Here is a 17,824-nt window from a genome sequence, read left to right on the forward strand (position 1 = left end):
TTCAAGCTGTGGCGCCGGATGAAGCTGTGGGAGCTGCGCTCCTACGAGCAGGCCGTCGGCATGGAGCAGGACCGGCTGATCTACCAGGCCCGCCTGCAGGCCCGCTACGGCCGCGCCTGGCGCCGCAAGGCCCCCGTCGGGGCCCTGATGCCGCTGCGGCTGGCCCGCATAGGCGTTCCCCTCGCCCAGACCGCCCCCGAAGGGCTGGCCGCGGCGGGCATCGAGCCGCTGCTGATCCCCCCGCCCCCGGCCGCGGATCCGTCGGCTCCGGCACTCCCCGCGGGCGCCGAGGTCGCGGAGCAGCCCGCGGCGGCGACGGCCGGGGCCGCCACCGAAGTCCCCGCCGACCCCGCGCAGCAGCACCAGCTCGCCGGGCCCGGGCCCCAGTACGCGGACGGCCCGGCCGGGGTGATGGCCCCGCAGGGCCACCCCGACGCGGCCCCCTTCGTGGTGGACCCGACCGCCATGCCGGCGGCGCACAACAGCGCCTGGTTCGCGGCGCCCCGCGCGCCGCAGGCCGCGTACGAGGGCGGGTACAACCCGCAGTACGTCGAGGGCCTGGAGCCGACCCCGGTCATGCCCCCGACCGGCCCGGAGCAGCAGGAGCCGGTGCACGAGCAGCAGGAGCTGCCGATACCGGGTCCGCGCCAGGAGGAGTCCTTCCCGGAGGGCGAGCCGCCGAGCGACGACGACGTGAAGTTCGCGGAGGCGGCGTACGAGGTGTTCCGTTCCCACCTGGAGGAGAACGGCGAGGTCCTGACGGCCGAGCAGCTCGACATACTGCTGGCCGACCGGTACGGCGTGGTGCACCCGCGCAGCGCCTCGCTGATCCGGAAGATCTTTCCCCAGCTCAAGCAGCGCTACCAGACCGAGCTGGAGAACGAGCACATCGCGTAACGGCTCATCGGACACGGGGAAGGGCCCGCACCCCTGGGGGTGCGGGCCCTTCCCCGTGTCGTACCGGCCTCAGACGGCGAGCAGCTTCCTCACCCGCTCCGCCCCCACCGCGAGCAGCAGCGTGGGCAGGCGCGGACCGGTCTCCCGGGTCACGAGGAGCCGGTACAGCAGGGCGAAGAACGTGCGCTGCGCGACCTTGAGCTCCGGGGTCGGCTTGGCGTCCGGCTCCAGGCCGGCCATCACCTTGGGCACGCCGTAGACGAGCGTGGTGAGTCCGTCGAGCGACCAGTGCGAGTCGAGTCCGTCCACGAGGCGGCGCAGGGACTCGCGTCCCTCCTCGTCCAGGGAGGACAGGAGCTCCGCGTCGGGCTCCTCGCGCACGAGCGTCCGCTGGTCGGCCGGGACCTGGGTGGTGATCCAGTTCTCGGCGCGGTCCAGGCGCGGGCGCACCTCGTCGAGCGAGGTCAGCGGCCGCTCGGGCTCCAGGTCGCTGAGGATGCGCAGGGTCTGCTCGTCGTGTCCGGCGGTGATGTCCACCACCGAGGCGAGCGTCCGGTACGGCATCGGGCGCGGGGTGCGCGGCAGCTCGTGCGAGGCGACGCGTACGGCGCGGGCGTGCGCGGCGGCGTCGGCGGGCAGCACGGAGCCGTCGGCGACCTTGGCCTCCAGCTTGTCCCACTCGTCGTAGAGCCGCTGGATCTCCTGGTCGAAGGCGATCTTGAAGGACTGGTTGGGCTTGCGGCGGGCGTAGAGCCAGCGCAGCAGCTGCGGCTCCATGATCTTCAGCGCGTCGGCCGGGGTCGGGACGCCGCCCTTGCTGGAGGACATCTTGGCCATGCCGCTGATGCCGACGAAGGCGTACATCGGTCCGATCGGCTGCTCGCCGCCGAAGATGCCGACGATCTGCCCGCCGACCTGGAAGGAGGAGCCGGGCGAGGAGTGGTCGACGCCGGAGGGCTCGAAGATCACGCCCTCGTAGGCCCAGCGCATGGGCCAGTCGACCTTCCAGACGAGCTTGCCGCGGTTGAACTCGCTGAGCTTGACCGTCTCGGTGAACTCGTCCTCGGTGCAGACGTAGGTCAGCTCGGTGGTCTCGTCGTCGTAGGACGTCACCTTGGTGAAGTCCTTGCCGCACTCGGCGCAGTACGGCTTGTACGGGAAGTACTCCGTGCCCTCCGCGCTGCCGTCGTCCTCGGCGGCCGCGCCCGAGCCCTCGGCGGCCTCCAGCTCGGCCTCGTCGACCTGCTTCTGCTGGGGCTTCTTGCCGCCGGGCTTCCCCTTGGTCCGGTACTGGTCGAGGATCGCGTCGATGTCACCGCGGTGCTTCATCGCGAACAGCACCTGCTCGCGGTAGGTGCCGGCGGTGTACTGCTCGGTCTGGCTGATCGGGTCGTACTCGACGCCCAGCTCGGCCAGTGCCTCGACCATGGCGGCCTTGAAGTGCTCGGACCAGTTCGGGTACGCGGATCCGGCCGGGGCGGGCACGGCGGTCAGCGGGCGGCCGATGTGCTGGGCGTGCGACTCCTCGGTGACGCCGGGGATGCCCTTGGGGACCTTGCGGTACCGGTCGTAGTCGTCCCAGGAGATCAGGTGGCGGACCTCGTGGCCCCGGCGGCGGATCTCGTCCGCGACCAGGTGCGGGGTCATGACCTCGCGGAGGTTGCCCAGGTGGATCGGGCCGGAGGGGGAGAGGCCGGACGCGACGACGATGGCTTTGCCCGGGGCGCGGCGCTCCGCCTCGGCGATGACCTCGTCCGCGAAACGGGAGACCCAGTCGGTCTCGGTGCTGCTCTGGGCGTTCTCAGCCACGACACGTCCTTCTGCTCGAATGCTGGCTTCAGCCATTCTCCCAGACGGAAGGGAGCGCTCCGGGGTTGCCCGGCGCCGCCGGACGCCCGTATATCCCGGGATGTGGACAGCCCTCGCGTGGGATACTCGATCCTTGTCTGAACACCCAAGTGCACCCTCAGGCACGACCTCACAGGAACGGCAGCTCATGGCCTCGGTCCCTTCCCTCGCTTCTTCCGTCAACCAGCGCGTCGCCGACGCACTCGCCTCCGCCCTGCCGGACGCCGGTGCGAGCGACCCGCTGCTGCGACGAAGCGACCGGGCCGACTTCCAGGCCAACGGCATCCTGGCGCTCGCGAAGAAGGCCAAGGCCAACCCGCGCGAGCTGGCGACCACCGTGGTCGAGGGCATCGACACCGGTGACCTGATCAAGGAGATCGAGGTCTCCGGACCCGGCTTCCTCAACATCACCATCACCGACCGGGCGATCGTCGAGACGCTGACCGCGCGCGCCGCCGACGACCGCCTCGGCGTGCCGCTGGCCGCGAAGCCGGGTACGACGGTGATCGACTACGCGCAGCCGAACGTGGCCAAGGAGATGCACGTCGGCCACCTGCGGTCCGCCGTGATCGGCGCGGCGATGGTGGAGATCCTCGAGTTCACCGGTGAGAAGGTGATCCGCCGCCACCACATCGGCGACTGGGGCACCCAGTTCGGCATGCTCATCCAGTACCTGATGGAGCACCCGCACGAGCTGGACCACAAGGCGGCGGAGGACGGCGCGGAGGTCTCCGGCGAGGAGGCCATGTCCAACCTCAACCGGCTCTACAAGGCCTCGCGCGCGCTCTTCGACTCCGACGAGGAGTTCAAGACGCGGGCCAGGGCCCGGGTGGTGGACCTCCAGGCCGGCGAGCCGGAGACCCTCGCCCTGTGGCAGCGGTTCGTCGACGAGTCTAAGATCTACTTCTACTCCGTCTTCAACAAGCTGGACATGGACATCCAGGACCCCGACGTCGTCGGCGAGTCCGGCTACAACGACATGCTGGTGGAGACCTGCAAGCTGCTGGAGGAGTCGGGCGTCGCCGTCCGTTCCAACGGCGCGCTCTGCGTCTTCTTCGACGACGTCAAGGGCCAGGACGGCAACCCGACCCCGCTGATCGTGCAGAAGTCGGACGGCGGCTTCGGCTACGCCGCGACCGACCTCTCGGCGATCCGCGACCGCGTGGGCACGCTGGGCGCGACCGAGCTGATCTACGTGGTCGACGCGCGGCAGTCCCTGCACTTCAAGATGGTCTTCGAGACGGCGCGCCGGGCGGGCTGGCTGAACGACGAGGTCAAGGCCGTGCAGCTGGCCTTCGGCACCGTGCTGGGCAAGGACGGCAAGCCGTTCAAGACCCGTGAGGGCGAGACGGTCCGGCTGGTGGACCTCCTCGACGAGGCCGTCGACCGGGCCACGGCCGTCGTCCGGGACAAGGCCGAGAAGGTCGGCCTGACCGAGGCGGAGATCGTCGAGAACGGCCAGTACGTGGGCATCGGCGCCGTGAAGTACGCGGACCTGTCCACCTCGGCCTCGCGCGACTACAAGTTCGACCTGGACCAGATGGTCTCGCTGACCGGCGACACGTCCGTGTACCTCCAGTACGCGTACGCCCGGATCCGGTCCATCCTGCGCAAGGCGGGCGAGGGCGACCGCAAGCCGGCCGCCCACCCGGAGCTGGAGCTGGCCCCGGCCGAGCGTGCGCTGGGCCTGCACCTGGACCAGTTCGGCGAGGTCATCGCCGAGTCGGCGGCGGAGCACGCCCCGCACAAGGTGGCGGCGTACCTCTACCAGCTGTCCTCGCTGTTCGCGACGTTCTACGAGCAGTGCCCGGTCGTGAAGCCCGAGCCCGAGCTCGTCGTCGGCGAGAACCGCCTGTTCCTGTGCGAGCTGACGGCCCGCACCCTCAGCAAGGGCATGTCCCTCCTCGGCATCCGCACCCCCGAGAAGCTCTGACACGCGGCGTCCGGCACGACGGCGGCCCCGCCTCCCTCACCGGGAGGCGGGGCCGCCGCGTTCCCGGGACGTGGTGGACCCCGCTGACCCGCGCCGTCCCCCAGTGCACGGTGTTCGGCGTGCGCTCCTCCGCCCCCCTGTCGTGCGGCGTGTGCCTGGCCGGCCCTGTGGAGGACGACGCCAAGCGGGCCGGCCGGATCCTCGCCTCGGCCGCGATCCCGGCCGAGAAGCGGCCCGACGCCGTGGACGCGCTCGCCGTCGTCATCGCCGCCAGGCATCCCCATGCCGTCATCGTCACCTCCGGCCCCAGGGACGTCTGCGCCTGCCGCGGCGCCCTGCCGGGGGCCTCCGAGGACATCCGGGTTCTCGGCGTGACCGATCTCGCCGCCTTCGTCGCGGGCAAGCGCGTCCTGCGCTGAGTTCACCCGTACGGTCCGATTCCGGCCACGGGGCCCGGGTAGGGGACGGGCCGTCCATCCCCTTCCCACCCCCACGGAGGGCCCCGTGCCCGACATGAACGGCCCCTACAAGGCCGGCACCCCCTGCTGGATCGACCTGATGGTTCCCGACCAGCAGGCCGCCCTCGACTTCTACCGCGACCTCTTCGGCTGGCAGGGCGAGATCGGCTCGCCCGAGACCGGCGGGTACTCCGTCTGCACCCTCAAGGGCAAGCCCGTCGCCGGGATCATGAAGGCGTCGAACCCGGACGGCACCGTCCCGGACCCGATGCCCCCGACCGTGTGGACCACGTACCTGGCCACGGACGCCCTCGACGCCACCCTCAAGTCCGTCACCGACGCGGGCGGCACGGTCATGATGGGCCCGATGGACGTCATGGACCTCGGGCGGATGGCCGTCATCGTCGACCCGACCGGCGCCGTCGTCGGCCTGTGGCAGGCCGGCACCTTCGACGGAGCGGGCATCGTCAACGAGCACGGCGCGCTCATCTGGAACGAGCTGACCACCGGCGACATCCCCGCCGCGATCGCGTTCTACACCGCCGTCCTGCCCGTCACCACCGCCGAGTCCGAGATGCCGGGCGCCGACGGGTACACGGAGTTCCAGGTCGAGGGCCGGGCGGTCGGCGGGATGATGAGCATGGACAAGCTGCCGCCGGGGGTTCCGCCGCACTGGATGCCGTACTTCCACGTCGACGACGTGGATTCCGTCCAGGCGGCCGCCGTCCGCGCCGGGGGCACGGTCCTGGCTCCCGCCTTCGACATGGTGGCGGGCCGGATGGCCGTCCTCGCCGACCCGCAGGGCGGCGGCTTCTCGATCATCACGGCGAGCTCCCCGGAGCAGCCCGCCTGACCGGACCGGCGCAGACGCCCTGATGTGACGGGGCCCACAGGGAACGTTTCCCCTGTGGGCCCCCTCCTCTGTGTGCCGGAACGTTTCCGGAGGCGTTCCACGACCACGGGGGCAGACGATGAAGGACACGACGCGCAGGCGCACCGGGCAGGCGCTCGCCGCACTGCTCGCCGCCGACGGGCTGGTCCACCTGTACTGGGCCACCGGCCTGACCTGGCCCGCCCCCGACGAGCGGAGCCTGTCCCTGGCCGTGCTCGGCACCGAGGCGTCCTTCGGCCCGCCCGTCGTCCTGCCGCTCGCCGCGCTCACCCTGACCGGCGCCGCCGCCGTGCTCGCGCACGCGCACGGGCGGGGCGGCGGGCCCGTCCCGCGGGCCGCCCGCCTGGTGACGGCCGCCGTCGCCGCCGGGCTGGCCGTACGGGGCCTCGCGGGTCTGGGCTGGGCCGCCGGTCTCCTCGACAGCCCGGCGGACGGCCCCTTCCGCACCCTCAACCTCGCCTTGTACACCCCCGCCTGCCTCGGCTTCGGCTGGGCCGCGGCCCGGCTGGCCCGGGCCCGGTGAGCCCGGTGCACCCGCCGGCCGGCAGCCCCGCCCCGGGCACCACCCCGGGCCGCACCCCGGGCCGCACCGCGGGCCCGCTCACCCCCGCCGCCCGCGACCGCGGAGTCGCCCTCGCGCGCGCGGCCCGGGGCGGAGACACCCTCGCGCTGCACGACCTCCTCGACCACCTGGCCCCGTACATCGCCCGGATCTGCCACCCGATCGCCCTCGCGGACGGCCCCGACGCCGCGCAGGAGGCGCTGCTCGCGGTCTTCCGGTCGCTGCGCTCCCTCCGCGACCCGGAGACCCTGTACGGCTGGGTCCGGTCCATCGCCGTCCGCGAGGCCGTCCGCACCGCCCGGCGCGCGGGCCGCGACCGCCCGGCGGAACTGGCCGACGTACCCGGCCGGGACGATCCGGAGCTGGCCGCCGACATCGAGGACGTCCTGGCCCGCCTCTCACCCGCCCACCGGGCCGTGCTCGTGCTCCGCGACGTCGAAGGCCTCGACGAGGAGTCCGCCGCCGCCCTGCTCGGCGTCCCGCCGGGCACCGCCAAGTCCCGGCTGCACCGGGCCCGTACGAGTTTCCGGAAGGCGTGGCTGTCATGACGTACGCACACGAAGTGGATCCGGTCGGCCGCCTGCGCATCATGGCGGCCGGCATCCCGGGGGCCCGGGTCGTCGAAGCGACCCTCCCCGCCCCCTGGGAGGCGGTCTGGGCGGTGATGTCCGACCTGGAGGGCGGGTTCGGCCGCTTCCAGCCGGACATGCGCGGCGTGCGCGTGCTCCGGGTCACGGGCGACCGCGTGGAGGCCCTGGCCCGCAGCAAGTACGGCCTGCGGGCCCACTTGCGCGGCGTGCTGCGCCCGGGCTGGTGCTGGCTCCAGAGCCGCTTCCTGATCATCGGCATGGCCGCCGCCCCCGCCCCCGACGGCGGCACCCGGGTAGCCCTGACCGGCGGCGTCCGCGTCCCCACCCGCGCGGCGATCGTCCCGGTGGGCGCGGAACGCGAACTCCGGCAGGCGATGGCCCGGCTGGGCGAGCTGACCGGGCCGAGCGACCCGATCGCCCGTTCCCGCCCGTGACGGCCCCGCACATCCCTTGTGTGCATGGAGTGTTGACCCGCCGATCACCCTTGCCTCCGGCCGGAACCCGCTGAAAGCCTCCGTCGGGTACCCCCGTTGCAGCAGCAACAGGGGTACCCGCACTGCCCGCAGTACCAACGGAGGCCCCATACATGTCCCCCCGCACCTCCCCCGGCACGCCGCCCGTCCGCATACGCCGGGCGTGGCTGACGGCGGTCACCGCAGCCGCGCTGGCCCTGACCGGTCTGTCCGTCCCGGGCCCGGCCCTGGCCGAGGAGTCGCCCGCACCGCTGCCCGAGTCGTGGCGGCAGGATCCGCAGACCTCCCCGAGCGGTGCGGCGCCCCTGGGCACCACGGGGTGGACCAGCCCCGGCGGCAAGGCGGACCCCGCCGACTTCACCCTGCAGGCCGGGGCGATGAACGGGACGACCGCCGACCGCGTCGCCCGGCTCGACCGGGTCCTGCCCAAGTCGGGCGTGTCGAAGCTCCTCGCCGATGCCAACCGCACCGTCAACACGTCCTCGTGCGCCCGCGACCCCTTCGGCACGGCGCCCGCCCCGGCGGTCAAATGGTGCCTGGAGAACGACGACTCGACCTCCCGCGAGTGGATCCCGCAGGCCATGACCGGCGTCTCGGACGCCGCGGCCGACGAGAAGTACGGCGTCGGCAACGACACGAACATCCAGCTCTACGCGTCGTACGACAACTGGGACCCGGGTCGCGACAGCAACGGCAACGACGTCGGCGACTGCAACCCCGACGAGCTGAAGGCCAACGACGCCTGCAACCAGAAGGGCGTACGGATCTCCTTCGTGCAGCGCCGCGCCGACGGCACGGTCAAGTACCGGCACGTGCTGCTGGGCTGGGCGTACGAGAACGGGGCCGACCACATCTCCTTCGACGGCGTCCACTCCGCGGAGGGCTCGACGAAGCCCGACCCCAACGTGGACATGCAGAACGGCCTGCACGCCGGCGGCATGGTCTGGTACGGCCACTACCTCTACGTCGCCGACACCCGCAACGGCATCCGGATCTTCGACATGGAGAAGATCATGGACCTGGACCCCGACGGCAACGGCAAGAAGGGTGACGCGATGGGCGCGGACACCGACGGGGTGAAGACCACGTCCGACGTCGAGGACAAGACCAAGGTCGGCCGCCAGAACAACGTCTGGTACAGCTTCGGCTACCGCTACGTGATGCCGCAGGTGGCGGCCTGGAAGTTCAAGGCCGACCAGAAGAACCCCTCGGGCGCCTTCGACTGCGTCACCACGGGCGCCCCGAAGGCCTCCTACCTGTCGCTCGACCGCAGCAAGACCCCCGACCGGCTGATCATGGGCGAGTACTGCCGCCCGATCGCCGGCCACCCGTCACCCGGCCGGATCGCCTCGTTCCCCGTCAAGAGCCTGGAGAACCGCTCCGGCGAGGTGGCCGCCCAGGGCTGGGCCAACTACCTCCCGATGCCGAACGGCGGAGCCCAGGGCGCGCTGGCGCTCGGCGACGAGCTGTACGTCAACCAGAGCGCCGGCCACAACGACCCGGGCAACCTCTGGCGCTACCGCTGGAGCGACGGCGTACTGGTGTCGAACGGCAGCGCGATCAAGACCGCCACGGGCGCCGAGGACCTCTACTACGAACGCGGCGCGCAGCGCCTGTGGTCCGTCTCCGAGCACTATGGTCCCGCGGTGAACGCCGACGCCCTGGAGGACGGCGACCCGGCGAAGTGCCTCGGCCTCGTCTGCGAACGCGTGCTGTACGCCCACAGCCGGTCCCAGCTGACGGCCCCGTAGCCCCGGCGTCACGGCCCACCCAGCTCACACCAGACGACCTTGCCCGGCGCCCGGGGCAGCACGCCCCAGGCGTCGGCCAGGGCGCCCACCAGCGCCAGCCCCCGCCCCGGCGGCCCCTGCGCGATCCGCGACAGCCCGGGCCCGCTGTCGTGCACCTCGATCCGGACCGTCCCGTCGAAGCCGACCAGCCGCAGCAGGTATCCGCGGCCGCGCGGGACCCCGTACCGCAGCGCGTTGGTCGCCAGCTCGCTCACGCAGAGCAACAGGTCGTCCTGCCGGGAGGTCCGACCCCACGCGTGCAGGGTGTCACGCGTGAAGTGGCGTGCGGAGCGGACAGTTTGGGCCGAGCGCAGGTAGAGCCGCTCCTGCACCAGTGCGGGTTGAGTATGCAGATTCACCCCTCGATCGTCGCGTTGCGTCACTAGCGTGTGGCTGAGCGCCAACCCGTACTCATTGATGAGTACGGGTTGGCACGGGGTAGTGCAGCCGCACGGGTGGGGAGTTCATCGGCATGCCACCGAGGAAACGCGCACGGCCGAACGCGACGACCATGAAGATGGTCGGCAAGCAGGTGGCCGCCGCCCGCATCGCGAAGAACCTGACGCAGAAGCAGCTCGGCGAGCTGGTGGGCCTGGACGCGGAGACCATCGCGTCCATCGAACAGGGCCGGCGGGCGTTGATGCCGGATGTCGCAGAGCTGTTGGACCAGCACCTGGGACTTCCGGGGCTACTGGCCGTGGCGGCCAATGAGATGCCTGCCGTCGACGTGACGCCGCCATGGGCAGAGGAGTACATGAGCCTGGAGGAACAGGCCGTCGCGCTCTCCTGGTACGAGTGCATGCGGTTCCCCGGCCTCCTCCAGACCGAGAACTACGCCAGGGCACTCTTCCGAGTTCGCGTCCCGGCCCGTGCGGAAGAGGAGATCGAGAACCTGACCGTCCGGCGCCTGAAAAGGCAGGCGATCTTGCACCGCAAGGTGCCGCCGAGCCTGAGCTTCATCGTCTGGGAGGCCGTACTCAAAGACCGCATCGGCGGGGACGAGGTGTACGCCGAGCAGTTGCGCCACCTGATCGCCTGCATGGACCTCCCGAACGTCACCCTTCAGGTGATGCCCTTCGGCCGCACGACGCACGCCGGTCTGAACGGACCGTTCATCCTCCTGGAAACGCCGTCCCATCAGCAGCTCGCCTACTCCGAGACGCAGCACGGGAGCCTGCTGATCTCGACCCCGGATGAGGTCAGCATCCTGTCCCGCAAGTATGCGATGCTGCGAACTCAGGCCCTCAACACCGAGCAGACAAAGGGCCTGTTGGATCGCCTGCTAGGAGAGCCATGAGCCCCACCACCGCCCCGAAGTGGTTCAAGTCCAGCTACAGCGACACTGACGGCGGAGCCTGCCTGGAGGTGGCCATCGCCTGGCGGAAGTCCACGCACAGCGCCAGCGACAGCGCCGCGTGCGTCGAGGTCGCCACCTGCCCGGGGGCGGTCCACGTCCGGGACAGCAAGGTCCAGGACGGCCCCGTCCTGGAGCTGGCCCCCGCCGCCTGGGCGGCGCTTACCGCGTGGACCGCTCACTGATCAGCGCGGCCAGGCCGTCCAGGATGCGGTCCAGGCCGAAGCGGAACTGGAAGTCCGGCTCGTCGGAGCCCGCGAACGCGTCGGACTCCAGCAGCCGCGTCACCGCGGGGTGCGTGTCCGGGCCGGTCATCAGCCGCAGGGTGCGTACGTACTGACCCAGCACCTGGTCCGGTGAGACGCCGGACTTGATGATGGCGTCCATCATGTCCGCGACCATCGTCGCCTCGTTCCGCACGAGGCCGCCGATCAGGATGATCGCCGAGACCTTCTCGCCCTCCCGCAGCGCCGTCCCGGCCATCGCCGCGAGCCCGCGTTCCATCCACGCGAGCTGGTTGGGGCTGACCGGGGCGCCGGTGAGCGGGATGCGCACGATCCAGGAGTTGGCCATGAGGACGGCCCGCTGCGCGTACGCCCACTCCGAGAGCAGCTCCCGCCAGCCCGCGTCCGCACCCCCGGAGGGGTCCGGCGGGGTGCCGACGCCCGCGTCGGCCATCAGGATGTAGAGCTCCTCCTTCGCCGTGACGTACCGGTAGAGGGACATCGTCGAGACGCCCAGCTCCTTGGCGACCCGGCCCATGGAGACGGCGTCCATCCCCTCCACAGCGGCCAGCGCCACCGCCGCGTCCACGATCCGCTGGAGCGTGAGGGTGGGGCGGGGGCCCTTGCCGGGGCGTTCGCGCAGGCCCCAGGCCATTTCCAGGCTCGCCGGGAGTCCGGTTTCCCCGTCGGGTTCCTTGGCCATCGCCGCCTCCTCCCTGATGAGTCGTTGACCCACATCCTAGTTCTGTGTATTACTTACACAGAAGCGCGTAACCCATACGCAGAAGGAGAAGGGAGTCCGGCATGGACGACTTCGGCATCCACGCCACCGGCCTGACCAAGTCCTACGGCGGCCTCCGCGTCCTCGACGGCATCGACCTCGCCGTCCCGCGCGGCAGCGTCCTCGCCCTCCTCGGCCCCAACGGCGCCGGGAAGACCACCACCGTCCGGATCCTCGCCACCCTCACCGCACCCGACTCCGGCACCGCACGGGTCGCGGGCCACGACACCGCGTCCGAACGGGCCCTCGTACGCCGCTCCATCAGCTTCACCGGCCAGTCCGCGGCCGTCGACGACCTCCGGACCGGCGCCGAGACCCTGCGCATGACGGGCCGGCTCCGTGGACTGCGACCGCGCGCCGCCCGGGCCCGCGCCGACGAACTCCTCGACCGCTTCGGCCTCGCCGAAGCCGCCGGGCGCACCGCGAAGAGCTACTCGGGCGGCATGCGCCGCCGCCTCGACCTCGCCGCGAGCCTGGTCGCCCGGCCCGAGGTGATCTTCCTGGACGAGCCGACCGCCGGGCTCGACCCGCGCAGCCGCCAGGAGCTGTGGGACCTCGTACGGGAACTGCGCGCCGAGGGCACGAGCGTGCTGCTCACCACCCAGTACCTGGAGGAGGCCGACCAGCTCGCCGACCGCGCGGCCTTCCTGTCCGGCGGACGGATCGCCGCCGAGGGCACCCCCGCAGAGCTCAAGTCCCGCGTGGCGGGCCACCGCCTCGACCTCACCCTCGCCAGCCGGGCCGCCTACGACGTCCTGATCCCGCACGCGGCCCGCCTCACCGCCAGGGAGGGCGCCGCCACCGCGAACGGGCTGACCCTCGCGCCGCAGGAGCTCGGCATCAGCCTGCCCACCGACGGCAGCGCCGCCCACGTCCGGTCCCTGCTCGACGAACTCGACCCGGACCGCACGGCCGTGGACCGCTTCGCGGTCCGCGGCGCCACCCTCGACGACGTGTTCCTCACCCTGACGGGAGCCGCTCCGTGACCACTTCCCTGCCGACCGCCGCCGCCACCCTCACCGGCCGCAGCCTGCGCATCAGCAGCCGCCAACCGGACGTCCTGATCGGTGCGTTGATGCTGCCGGTCATGCTGATGCTGATCTTCGTCTACTTCTTCGGCGGAGCCATCGACACCGGCACGGAGTACGTGACCTACGTGGTCCCGGGAGCCATGCTGCTCTGCGCGGGCTTCGGCGCGGCGAACACCGCCGTCAGCGTCGCCACCGACATGAAGGAAGGCGTGATCGACCGCCTGCGGTCGATGGACATCGGCGGCGTCCCGATCCTGGCCGGACACGTCGCGGCCTCGGTCCTGCGCAACCTCGTCTCCACCGGCCTGGTCCTGGCCGTCGCCCTCGCCATCGGCTTCCGCCCCCAGGCCTCACTGCGCGGCCACCTCGCCGCCGCCGCGCTCCTGGTCGCGTACATCACCGCGATCTCGTGGCTGGCCGCGACGCTCGGGCTGCTCGCAGGCTCGCCGGAGGCGGCGGGCGGCTTCACCTTCCTGATGATGTTCCTGCCCTACCCGTCCAGCGCCTTCGTCCCCATCGAGACCATGCCCGGCTGGCTCCACGGCTTCGCCGACCACCAGCCGCTCACCCCGGTGATCGAGTCCCTCCGGGCCCTGCTCCTGGACCTGCCCGCCGACGACACCCCCTGGATCGCCCTGACCTGGTGCGCGGCCATCGGCCTGGTGTCCGTGGCCCTGTCGGCCGTCGTCTTCGAACGGCGGACGCGGTAGGCACCACTGAGGCCCGCCCACGGATCCGGGCGGGCCGCAGCGCACGGGGGTCCGTGCGTCAGTGCGTCAGCGGGTACGAGTGTCTGCCCGTCGCCGCGTCGATCTCCGTGTGCGCCTTCTGCAGCATCTGGGACGCGATGTCCATCAGCGCCCGCGCACCGGCGATCTCCTCGCCGACCCTCAGCTGCTCCGGGTCGGAAGGGTGGCGCATGGCGTAGCCGTGCGCCCGTACCTCGGAGCCGTCCCCGAGCCTGACCAGGGCCGCCGCACTGGTGCGGTGGCCCTCCTCGGTGAATTCGAGCTCCACATGCCACCCGACGAGCGTGGTCATGGCGCATCACCTCCAGGGGTCGTTGCACCCTGTCTCCAGAGTGCGCCCGGGCGGGACCCGATGCGAATCGGCTCAGCCGGCGGCCTTCGTACGGGGGCGCGAGCGGCCGAAGCGGCGCACGAGCGGGGTCTCGACCCAGGCGAAGAGCCCCCAGGACATCAGGAGCGTGAGCACCCCGACCCCCGCCAGCAGGCCCAGGGTGACCGGGAGCGAGTACATCGTCTCCTCGCCCAGCGCCCAGCGCAGGGAGCACATGGTGATGTAGTGCAGCAGGTAGAAGGCGAAGGAGATCTCGCCCAGCCACACCATCGCCCGGTGCCGGAAGAAGCTGGGCCGGCCCTCGACGTCCGCGCTCGCGGCGGCGGCGATCAGCAGCACGATCGGCACGATCATCACGGCGCGCTGGCCGTAGAGGTAGGGCACGTGGAAGGTCAGCCAGTAGGAGCCGGCCAGCAGCAGGCCCGACCACACCATGCCGATGTTGCGCCAGAGCCCGTGCTTCACGGCGAGCGCCACCAGGATGCCGAGGGCGAAGTCGGCCATGCGGACCGGGGGCAGCACGTAGCTGAACCAGTACTGGGAAACCGAGCTGTCGTGGCCGCTGGGGATGCGGTCGCCGCTCGGGAACAGGGCGTACGCGAGGGCCGGGGTGGCCACCACCGCGGCGATCGCGCCGCCGATCCAGTACTTCAGGCGGTCGGGGTCGATCCGCCGGAAGGCCGCCAGCAGGGCGGGGAAGCACAGGTAGAAGACGGCTTCCACGGCCAGGGACCAACTCGGCGCGTTCACGCTGAAGTTGGTCATGTACTCGGGCCACCAGACCTGCACCATGAACAGGTTGGCCACCGCGACGCCCGCGGAGGTGTAGTACAGCGCGAACAGCGACAGCGCGAGCGCCCAGGTGACCACGTAGTTCGGGTAGATCTTGACGAACCGGCGCCGCCAGAACCCCCTGCTGGTGTCCCGCTCCCGGGCCGACCAGGTCAGGACGAAGCCGCTCAGCACGAAGAAGAAGGTCACCCCGAGCCCGCCGGCCTGGGTGAACCAGCCGGCCAGCCGGTACTCGGTGTCGTCGTCCGCCAGCAGCCGCAGCGGGGGGATGGGCAGGAAGGCGTGGTGGAGGAAGACCAGCAGCGCGGCGGGAAACCGCAGCCCGGTGAGCGAGTCCAGCCGGGTCGTACGAGCGGTACGGGGCGGCGCGGAGGCGTTCGGCAGCGGCGCCGTTCTGGAAGGGGCCGGCGCAGCAGCGGTCGATATCTGGTCAGTGGCCATGGGGGCTTCCTTCGAGGGTGTGGTCCTGCGGTGCAGCCCTGATCGGCAGGTGGGAGCGCCTTTGTACCGGCGCCCGCTCGCGGCCCGCTCAACACCCCCGGCGGGGCCGGTTCCGGCCGTTCCCCCACCCCGGCGCACGACAAGGGGGCCCGGGCATCCCCGCCCGGGCCCCCTTCACCGCATCCCGGACCTACCGGTCCGCGTTCAGCCAGCCCGCGACCTCGGTCGCCCAGTACGTCAGGATCGTGTCCGCGCCCGCCCGCTTGATGCCGAGCAGGGTCTCCAGGATCGCCCGGTCGCGCTCGATCCAGCCCTTCTCCGCCGCCGCCTCGATCATCGCGAACTCGCCGCTGATCTGGTACGCCGCCACCGGGACATCCACCGCCTCCGCGACCCGGTACAGGATGTCCAGGTAGGGCCCGGCCGGCTTGACCATCACCATGTCGGCGCCCTCCTCCAGGTCGAGGGCGAGCTCGCGCAGCGACTCCCGGGCGTTCGCCGGGTCCTGCTGGTAGCTCTTGCGGTCGCCCTGCAGGCTCGACGCGACGGCCTCGCGGAAGGGACCGTAGAAGGCCGACGAGTACTTGGCCGTGTAGGCCAGGATCGACACGTCCTCGTGGCCCGTCTCGTCCAGCGCGTCGCGGATGACGCCGACCTGGCCGTCCATCATCCCGCTCGGACCCACCACGTGGACGCCCGCGTCGGCCTGCACCTGCGCCATCTCGGCGTAGCGCTCCAGCGTCGCGTCGTTGTCCACGCGGCCGTGCTCGTCCAGGACCCCGCAGTGCCCGTGGTCGGTGTACTCGTCGAGGCACAGGTCGGACATGATGACGAGCTCGTCGCCGACCTCCGCCTTCACGTCGCGGATCGCGACCTGGAGGATCCCGTCCGGCTCGGTGCCCGCCGTGCCCCGCGCGTCCTTGTTCTCGTCGGCCGGTACGCCGAAGAGCATGATCCCGGAGACTCCGGCCTCGACGGCCTCCACGGCGGCCTTCCGCAGCGTGTCCCGGGTGTGCTGGACCACGCCCGGCATCGCCGAGATGGCGAGCGGCTCGGAGATCCCCTCGCGCACGAACGCCGGGAGGATCAGGTCCGAGGGGTGCAGCCGGTACTCCGCCACCATCCGCCGCATCGCCGGGGTGGTGCGCAGCCGGCGGGGCCGCGAGCCGGGGAAGGATCCGTACGTGCTCATCTTCTAGTCGCCTCTTCGAGCTTCGACAGCAGTCGGCACCAGCCTAGGCCGTGCGCCCGTCCCGGCTCTCCCCGTCGCCCGGACCCGCCGGACCGTCCGGCCGGTTGCGCTCCTTCCAGTCCCAGAGGGCGTTCCACCGGTGATCGGGCGAGCGGACGGGGCCCAGTTCCTCCGCCCTCGCGTACGCCTGCGGGGTGTCCGGATGGTCCCGCAGAGCCAGTCCGTAGGCGCCGATCATCCGGGTCAGCCAGTCGTCGGCATCCATGAGGGACAGCAGCAGCTCCGTGGCATCGGCCGTCCGGTCGCCCGATTCCGCCAGGTGGTCCGCGGCTGCTTGCCGCACCGGACTCCGCGGGTCCCGGACCAGGTCGCGGAGCACGCCGCGCTGCGCGTCGACGTCCTCCTCCCCCGCCAGCAGGCGCAGGACGGCGGAAAACCGCACCGCGTCGTCGGGGTCGCCCGCCAGGAGCCGCAGGGCCTCGTGCTCCGCCTCCTCGGACCGTCCGCCGAGCCGGCACACACAGTCCACCGCCCGCAGCCGCACCCCTGGATCCGGGTGCACGGCGTACCGCAGGCCGATGGTCCCCAGCCTCGGATGGCCCGCGTCCTGCTCGGCGAGGGCCCACAGCACCACCGCGAGGACCTCGGGGTCCGGTTCCCCGTCCGCCCAGGCGGCGAGGAGCTCCTGGTCCTCCTCCGCATACGGGTAGGCGTCGTCCTCCGTGCTCCACTGCCGACTCAGCAGCCAGTCGGCGGCGAAGCGGCGCCGGACGGGCGACGGGTGGTGCCGCAGGGCGGCCACCACCTCCCGGCTGCCCTCGGCGAGGCGGGCCCCCAGCCGGAAACCGGCCGTGAACCAGTCCACGTGCGAGGAGTCGGTGTGCCGGACGGCCCGCTCCACCAGTTCCTCCAGCGGGACCGGCACACCGAACACCCGCTCCAGGGTGGTCAGGACGGCGCCGTGTCCCCCGCGCACCGTCAGCCCGCCGAGCCGGACCTCCTCGACCCGGCACCACTCCTCCTCCACCGACGAGGTGTCCGCCGGCCCCGCCGCCCCCGTCAGCCGCCGCAGCTCCGCCTCCGGGCCCGCCGCGTACCACCGGCGGGCCGCGTCCAGCAGCCGCGCCCGCTCCGCCTCCGGCAGGCGCTCCCCCGGCGCGGGCAGGTCCCGGGACCACAGCAGCGCGCTCACCACCGCCGGGGAACCGCTCCCGACGGCCCGCAGCAGCGGGGTCGTCCCGTCGGGCAGCACCCGGTCGGGGTCCGCGCCGGCCGCCACCAGCACCGCGGCGGCCCCGTACGCGAACGCCGCCACCGCCTCGCACAGCGGCGGCAGTCCGTCGGCGTCCGGGGCGTCCGGATCCGCACCGCCGTCCAGCAGCCTCCGTACCGCGTCCGTGTCGCCCGCCCGTACCGCGTCCCCCAGTGCCGTCACGCCCCGAACATGCCACAGGGCCCGGGTGCGCATCGCACCCGGGCCCTGTCA

18 protein-coding genes and 1 pseudogene are annotated in these 17,824 nt (G+C 72.1%); 12 read left to right on the forward strand and 7 right to left on the reverse strand.

From position 1 onward, the window contains the following. A pseudogene (locus tag ACZ60J_RS38920) lies at nt 1-897 on the forward strand (DUF2637 domain-containing protein); the annotation flags it as partial. Nucleotides 898-966: 69 nt separating this feature from the next. Here the strand turns inward: ACZ60J_RS38920 and lysS are convergent. Next, on the reverse strand, nt 967-2,706 hold the full coding sequence (lysS, locus tag ACZ60J_RS38925) for a lysine--tRNA ligase (protein WP_469688907.1): 1,740 nt from the start codon (nt 2,704-2,706) through the stop codon (nt 967-969). 187 nt (nt 2,707-2,893) lie between these two features. Here lysS and argS point away from each other — a divergent pair, with 187 nt between their 5' ends. The 7 genes from argS (at nt 2,894) to ACZ60J_RS38960 (ending at nt 9,404) form a co-directional block, all read left to right on the forward strand. After that, on the forward strand, nt 2,894-4,678 hold the full coding sequence (argS, locus tag ACZ60J_RS38930) for an arginine--tRNA ligase (protein ID WP_469688908.1): 1,785 nt from the start codon (nt 2,894-2,896) through the stop codon (nt 4,676-4,678). A 119-nt stretch (nt 4,679-4,797) separates the two neighbouring features. Continuing rightward, nucleotides 4,798-5,097 (forward strand): hypothetical protein, encoded by a 300-nt coding sequence (locus ACZ60J_RS38935; RefSeq protein WP_469688909.1) that lies wholly within the window; start codon nt 4,798-4,800, stop codon nt 5,095-5,097. Between the two features lie 94 nt (nt 5,098-5,191). Next, nucleotides 5,192-5,989 carry a VOC family protein gene (locus ACZ60J_RS38940; RefSeq protein WP_469688960.1) on the forward strand — a complete coding sequence of 266 codons (798 nt, stop codon included), beginning with the start codon at nt 5,192-5,194 and terminating at the stop codon, nt 5,987-5,989. A gap of 118 nt (nt 5,990-6,107) precedes the next feature. Then, nucleotides 6,108-6,551: a DUF3995 domain-containing protein gene (locus ACZ60J_RS38945; protein ID WP_469688911.1), complete on the forward strand. Its 444-nt coding sequence runs from the start codon at nt 6,108-6,110 to the stop codon at nt 6,549-6,551. Then, nucleotides 6,548-7,138 carry an RNA polymerase sigma factor gene (locus tag ACZ60J_RS38950; protein WP_469688913.1) on the forward strand — a complete coding sequence of 197 codons (591 nt, stop codon included), beginning with the start codon at nt 6,548-6,550 and terminating at the stop codon, nt 7,136-7,138. The genes ACZ60J_RS38945 and ACZ60J_RS38950 overlap by 4 nt, the downstream gene beginning before the upstream one ends. Beyond that, nucleotides 7,135-7,614: a hypothetical protein gene (locus ACZ60J_RS38955; RefSeq protein WP_469688915.1), complete on the forward strand. Its 480-nt coding sequence runs from the start codon at nt 7,135-7,137 to the stop codon at nt 7,612-7,614. Before ACZ60J_RS38950 ends, ACZ60J_RS38955 begins: the two co-directional genes overlap by 4 nt. 152 nt (nt 7,615-7,766) lie before the next feature. Next, entirely contained in the window at nt 7,767-9,404 is a 1,638-nt protein-coding gene (locus tag ACZ60J_RS38960) for a hypothetical protein (RefSeq protein WP_469688917.1), read from the forward strand. 8 nt (nt 9,405-9,412) lie between these two features. Here the strand turns inward: ACZ60J_RS38960 and ACZ60J_RS38965 are convergent, their stop codons facing one another. After that, entirely contained in the window at nt 9,413-9,802 is a 390-nt protein-coding gene (locus ACZ60J_RS38965) for an ATP-binding protein (RefSeq protein ID WP_469688919.1), read from the reverse strand. A gap of 152 nt (nt 9,803-9,954) precedes the next feature. Here ACZ60J_RS38965 and ACZ60J_RS38970 point away from each other — a divergent pair, with 152 nt between their 5' ends. Beyond that, complete coding sequence (locus ACZ60J_RS38970) at nt 9,955-10,740, forward strand: helix-turn-helix domain-containing protein (protein ID WP_469688920.1); 786 nt, start codon at nt 9,955-9,957, stop codon at nt 10,738-10,740. Further along, on the forward strand, nt 10,737-10,982 hold the full coding sequence (locus ACZ60J_RS38975; protein WP_469688922.1) for a DUF397 domain-containing protein: 246 nt from the start codon (nt 10,737-10,739) through the stop codon (nt 10,980-10,982). The genes ACZ60J_RS38970 and ACZ60J_RS38975 overlap by 4 nt, the downstream gene beginning before the upstream one ends. On the opposite strand, the gene ACZ60J_RS38980 is transcribed toward ACZ60J_RS38975, so the two are convergent. Beyond that, the gene (locus ACZ60J_RS38980) at nt 10,960-11,724 is read right to left on the reverse strand and encodes a TetR/AcrR family transcriptional regulator (protein ID WP_469688924.1); all 765 of its coding nucleotides are present in this window, start codon (nt 11,722-11,724) and stop codon (nt 10,960-10,962) included. The two genes, ACZ60J_RS38975 and ACZ60J_RS38980, sit on opposite strands and share 23 nt — an antisense overlap. Before the next feature lie 101 nt (nt 11,725-11,825). Here ACZ60J_RS38980 and ACZ60J_RS38985 point away from each other — a divergent pair, with 101 nt between their 5' ends. Together ACZ60J_RS38985 and ACZ60J_RS38990 are read left to right on the forward strand one after the other, a co-directional pair. Next, a complete protein-coding gene (locus ACZ60J_RS38985; RefSeq protein WP_469688926.1) occupies nt 11,826-12,788 on the forward strand; it encodes an ABC transporter ATP-binding protein in 963 nt (320 codons plus the stop codon). Further along, nucleotides 12,785-13,543, forward strand: a complete 759-nt coding sequence (locus tag ACZ60J_RS38990; RefSeq protein WP_469688927.1) for an ABC transporter permease — start codon at nt 12,785-12,787, stop codon at nt 13,541-13,543. The genes ACZ60J_RS38985 and ACZ60J_RS38990 overlap by 4 nt, the downstream gene beginning before the upstream one ends. Nucleotides 13,544-13,601: 58 nt before the next feature. Here ACZ60J_RS38990 and ACZ60J_RS38995 read toward each other — a convergent pair whose 3' ends face one another. The 4 genes from ACZ60J_RS38995 to ACZ60J_RS39010 form a co-directional block, all read right to left on the reverse strand. Then, entirely contained in the window at nt 13,602-13,874 is a 273-nt protein-coding gene (locus tag ACZ60J_RS38995; protein ID WP_469688929.1) for a DUF1876 domain-containing protein, read from the reverse strand. Nucleotides 13,875-13,946: 72 nt separating this feature from the next. Beyond that, nucleotides 13,947-15,146, reverse strand: a complete 1,200-nt coding sequence (locus ACZ60J_RS39000; protein ID WP_469688931.1) for an acyltransferase family protein — start codon at nt 15,144-15,146, stop codon at nt 13,947-13,949. A gap of 190 nt (nt 15,147-15,336) precedes the next feature. Beyond that, on the reverse strand, nt 15,337-16,338 hold the full coding sequence (gene hemB / locus ACZ60J_RS39005; protein ID WP_469688932.1) for a porphobilinogen synthase: 1,002 nt from the start codon (nt 16,336-16,338) through the stop codon (nt 15,337-15,339). Between the two features lie 43 nt (nt 16,339-16,381). Beyond that, nucleotides 16,382-17,773, reverse strand: coding sequence for a HEAT repeat domain-containing protein (locus ACZ60J_RS39010; RefSeq protein WP_469688934.1), 1,392 nt, complete (start codon nt 17,771-17,773; stop codon nt 16,382-16,384). Nucleotides 17,774-17,824 lie beyond the last annotated feature (51 nt).

Source organism: Streptomyces sp. NPDC104226 (assembly GCF_055584085.1).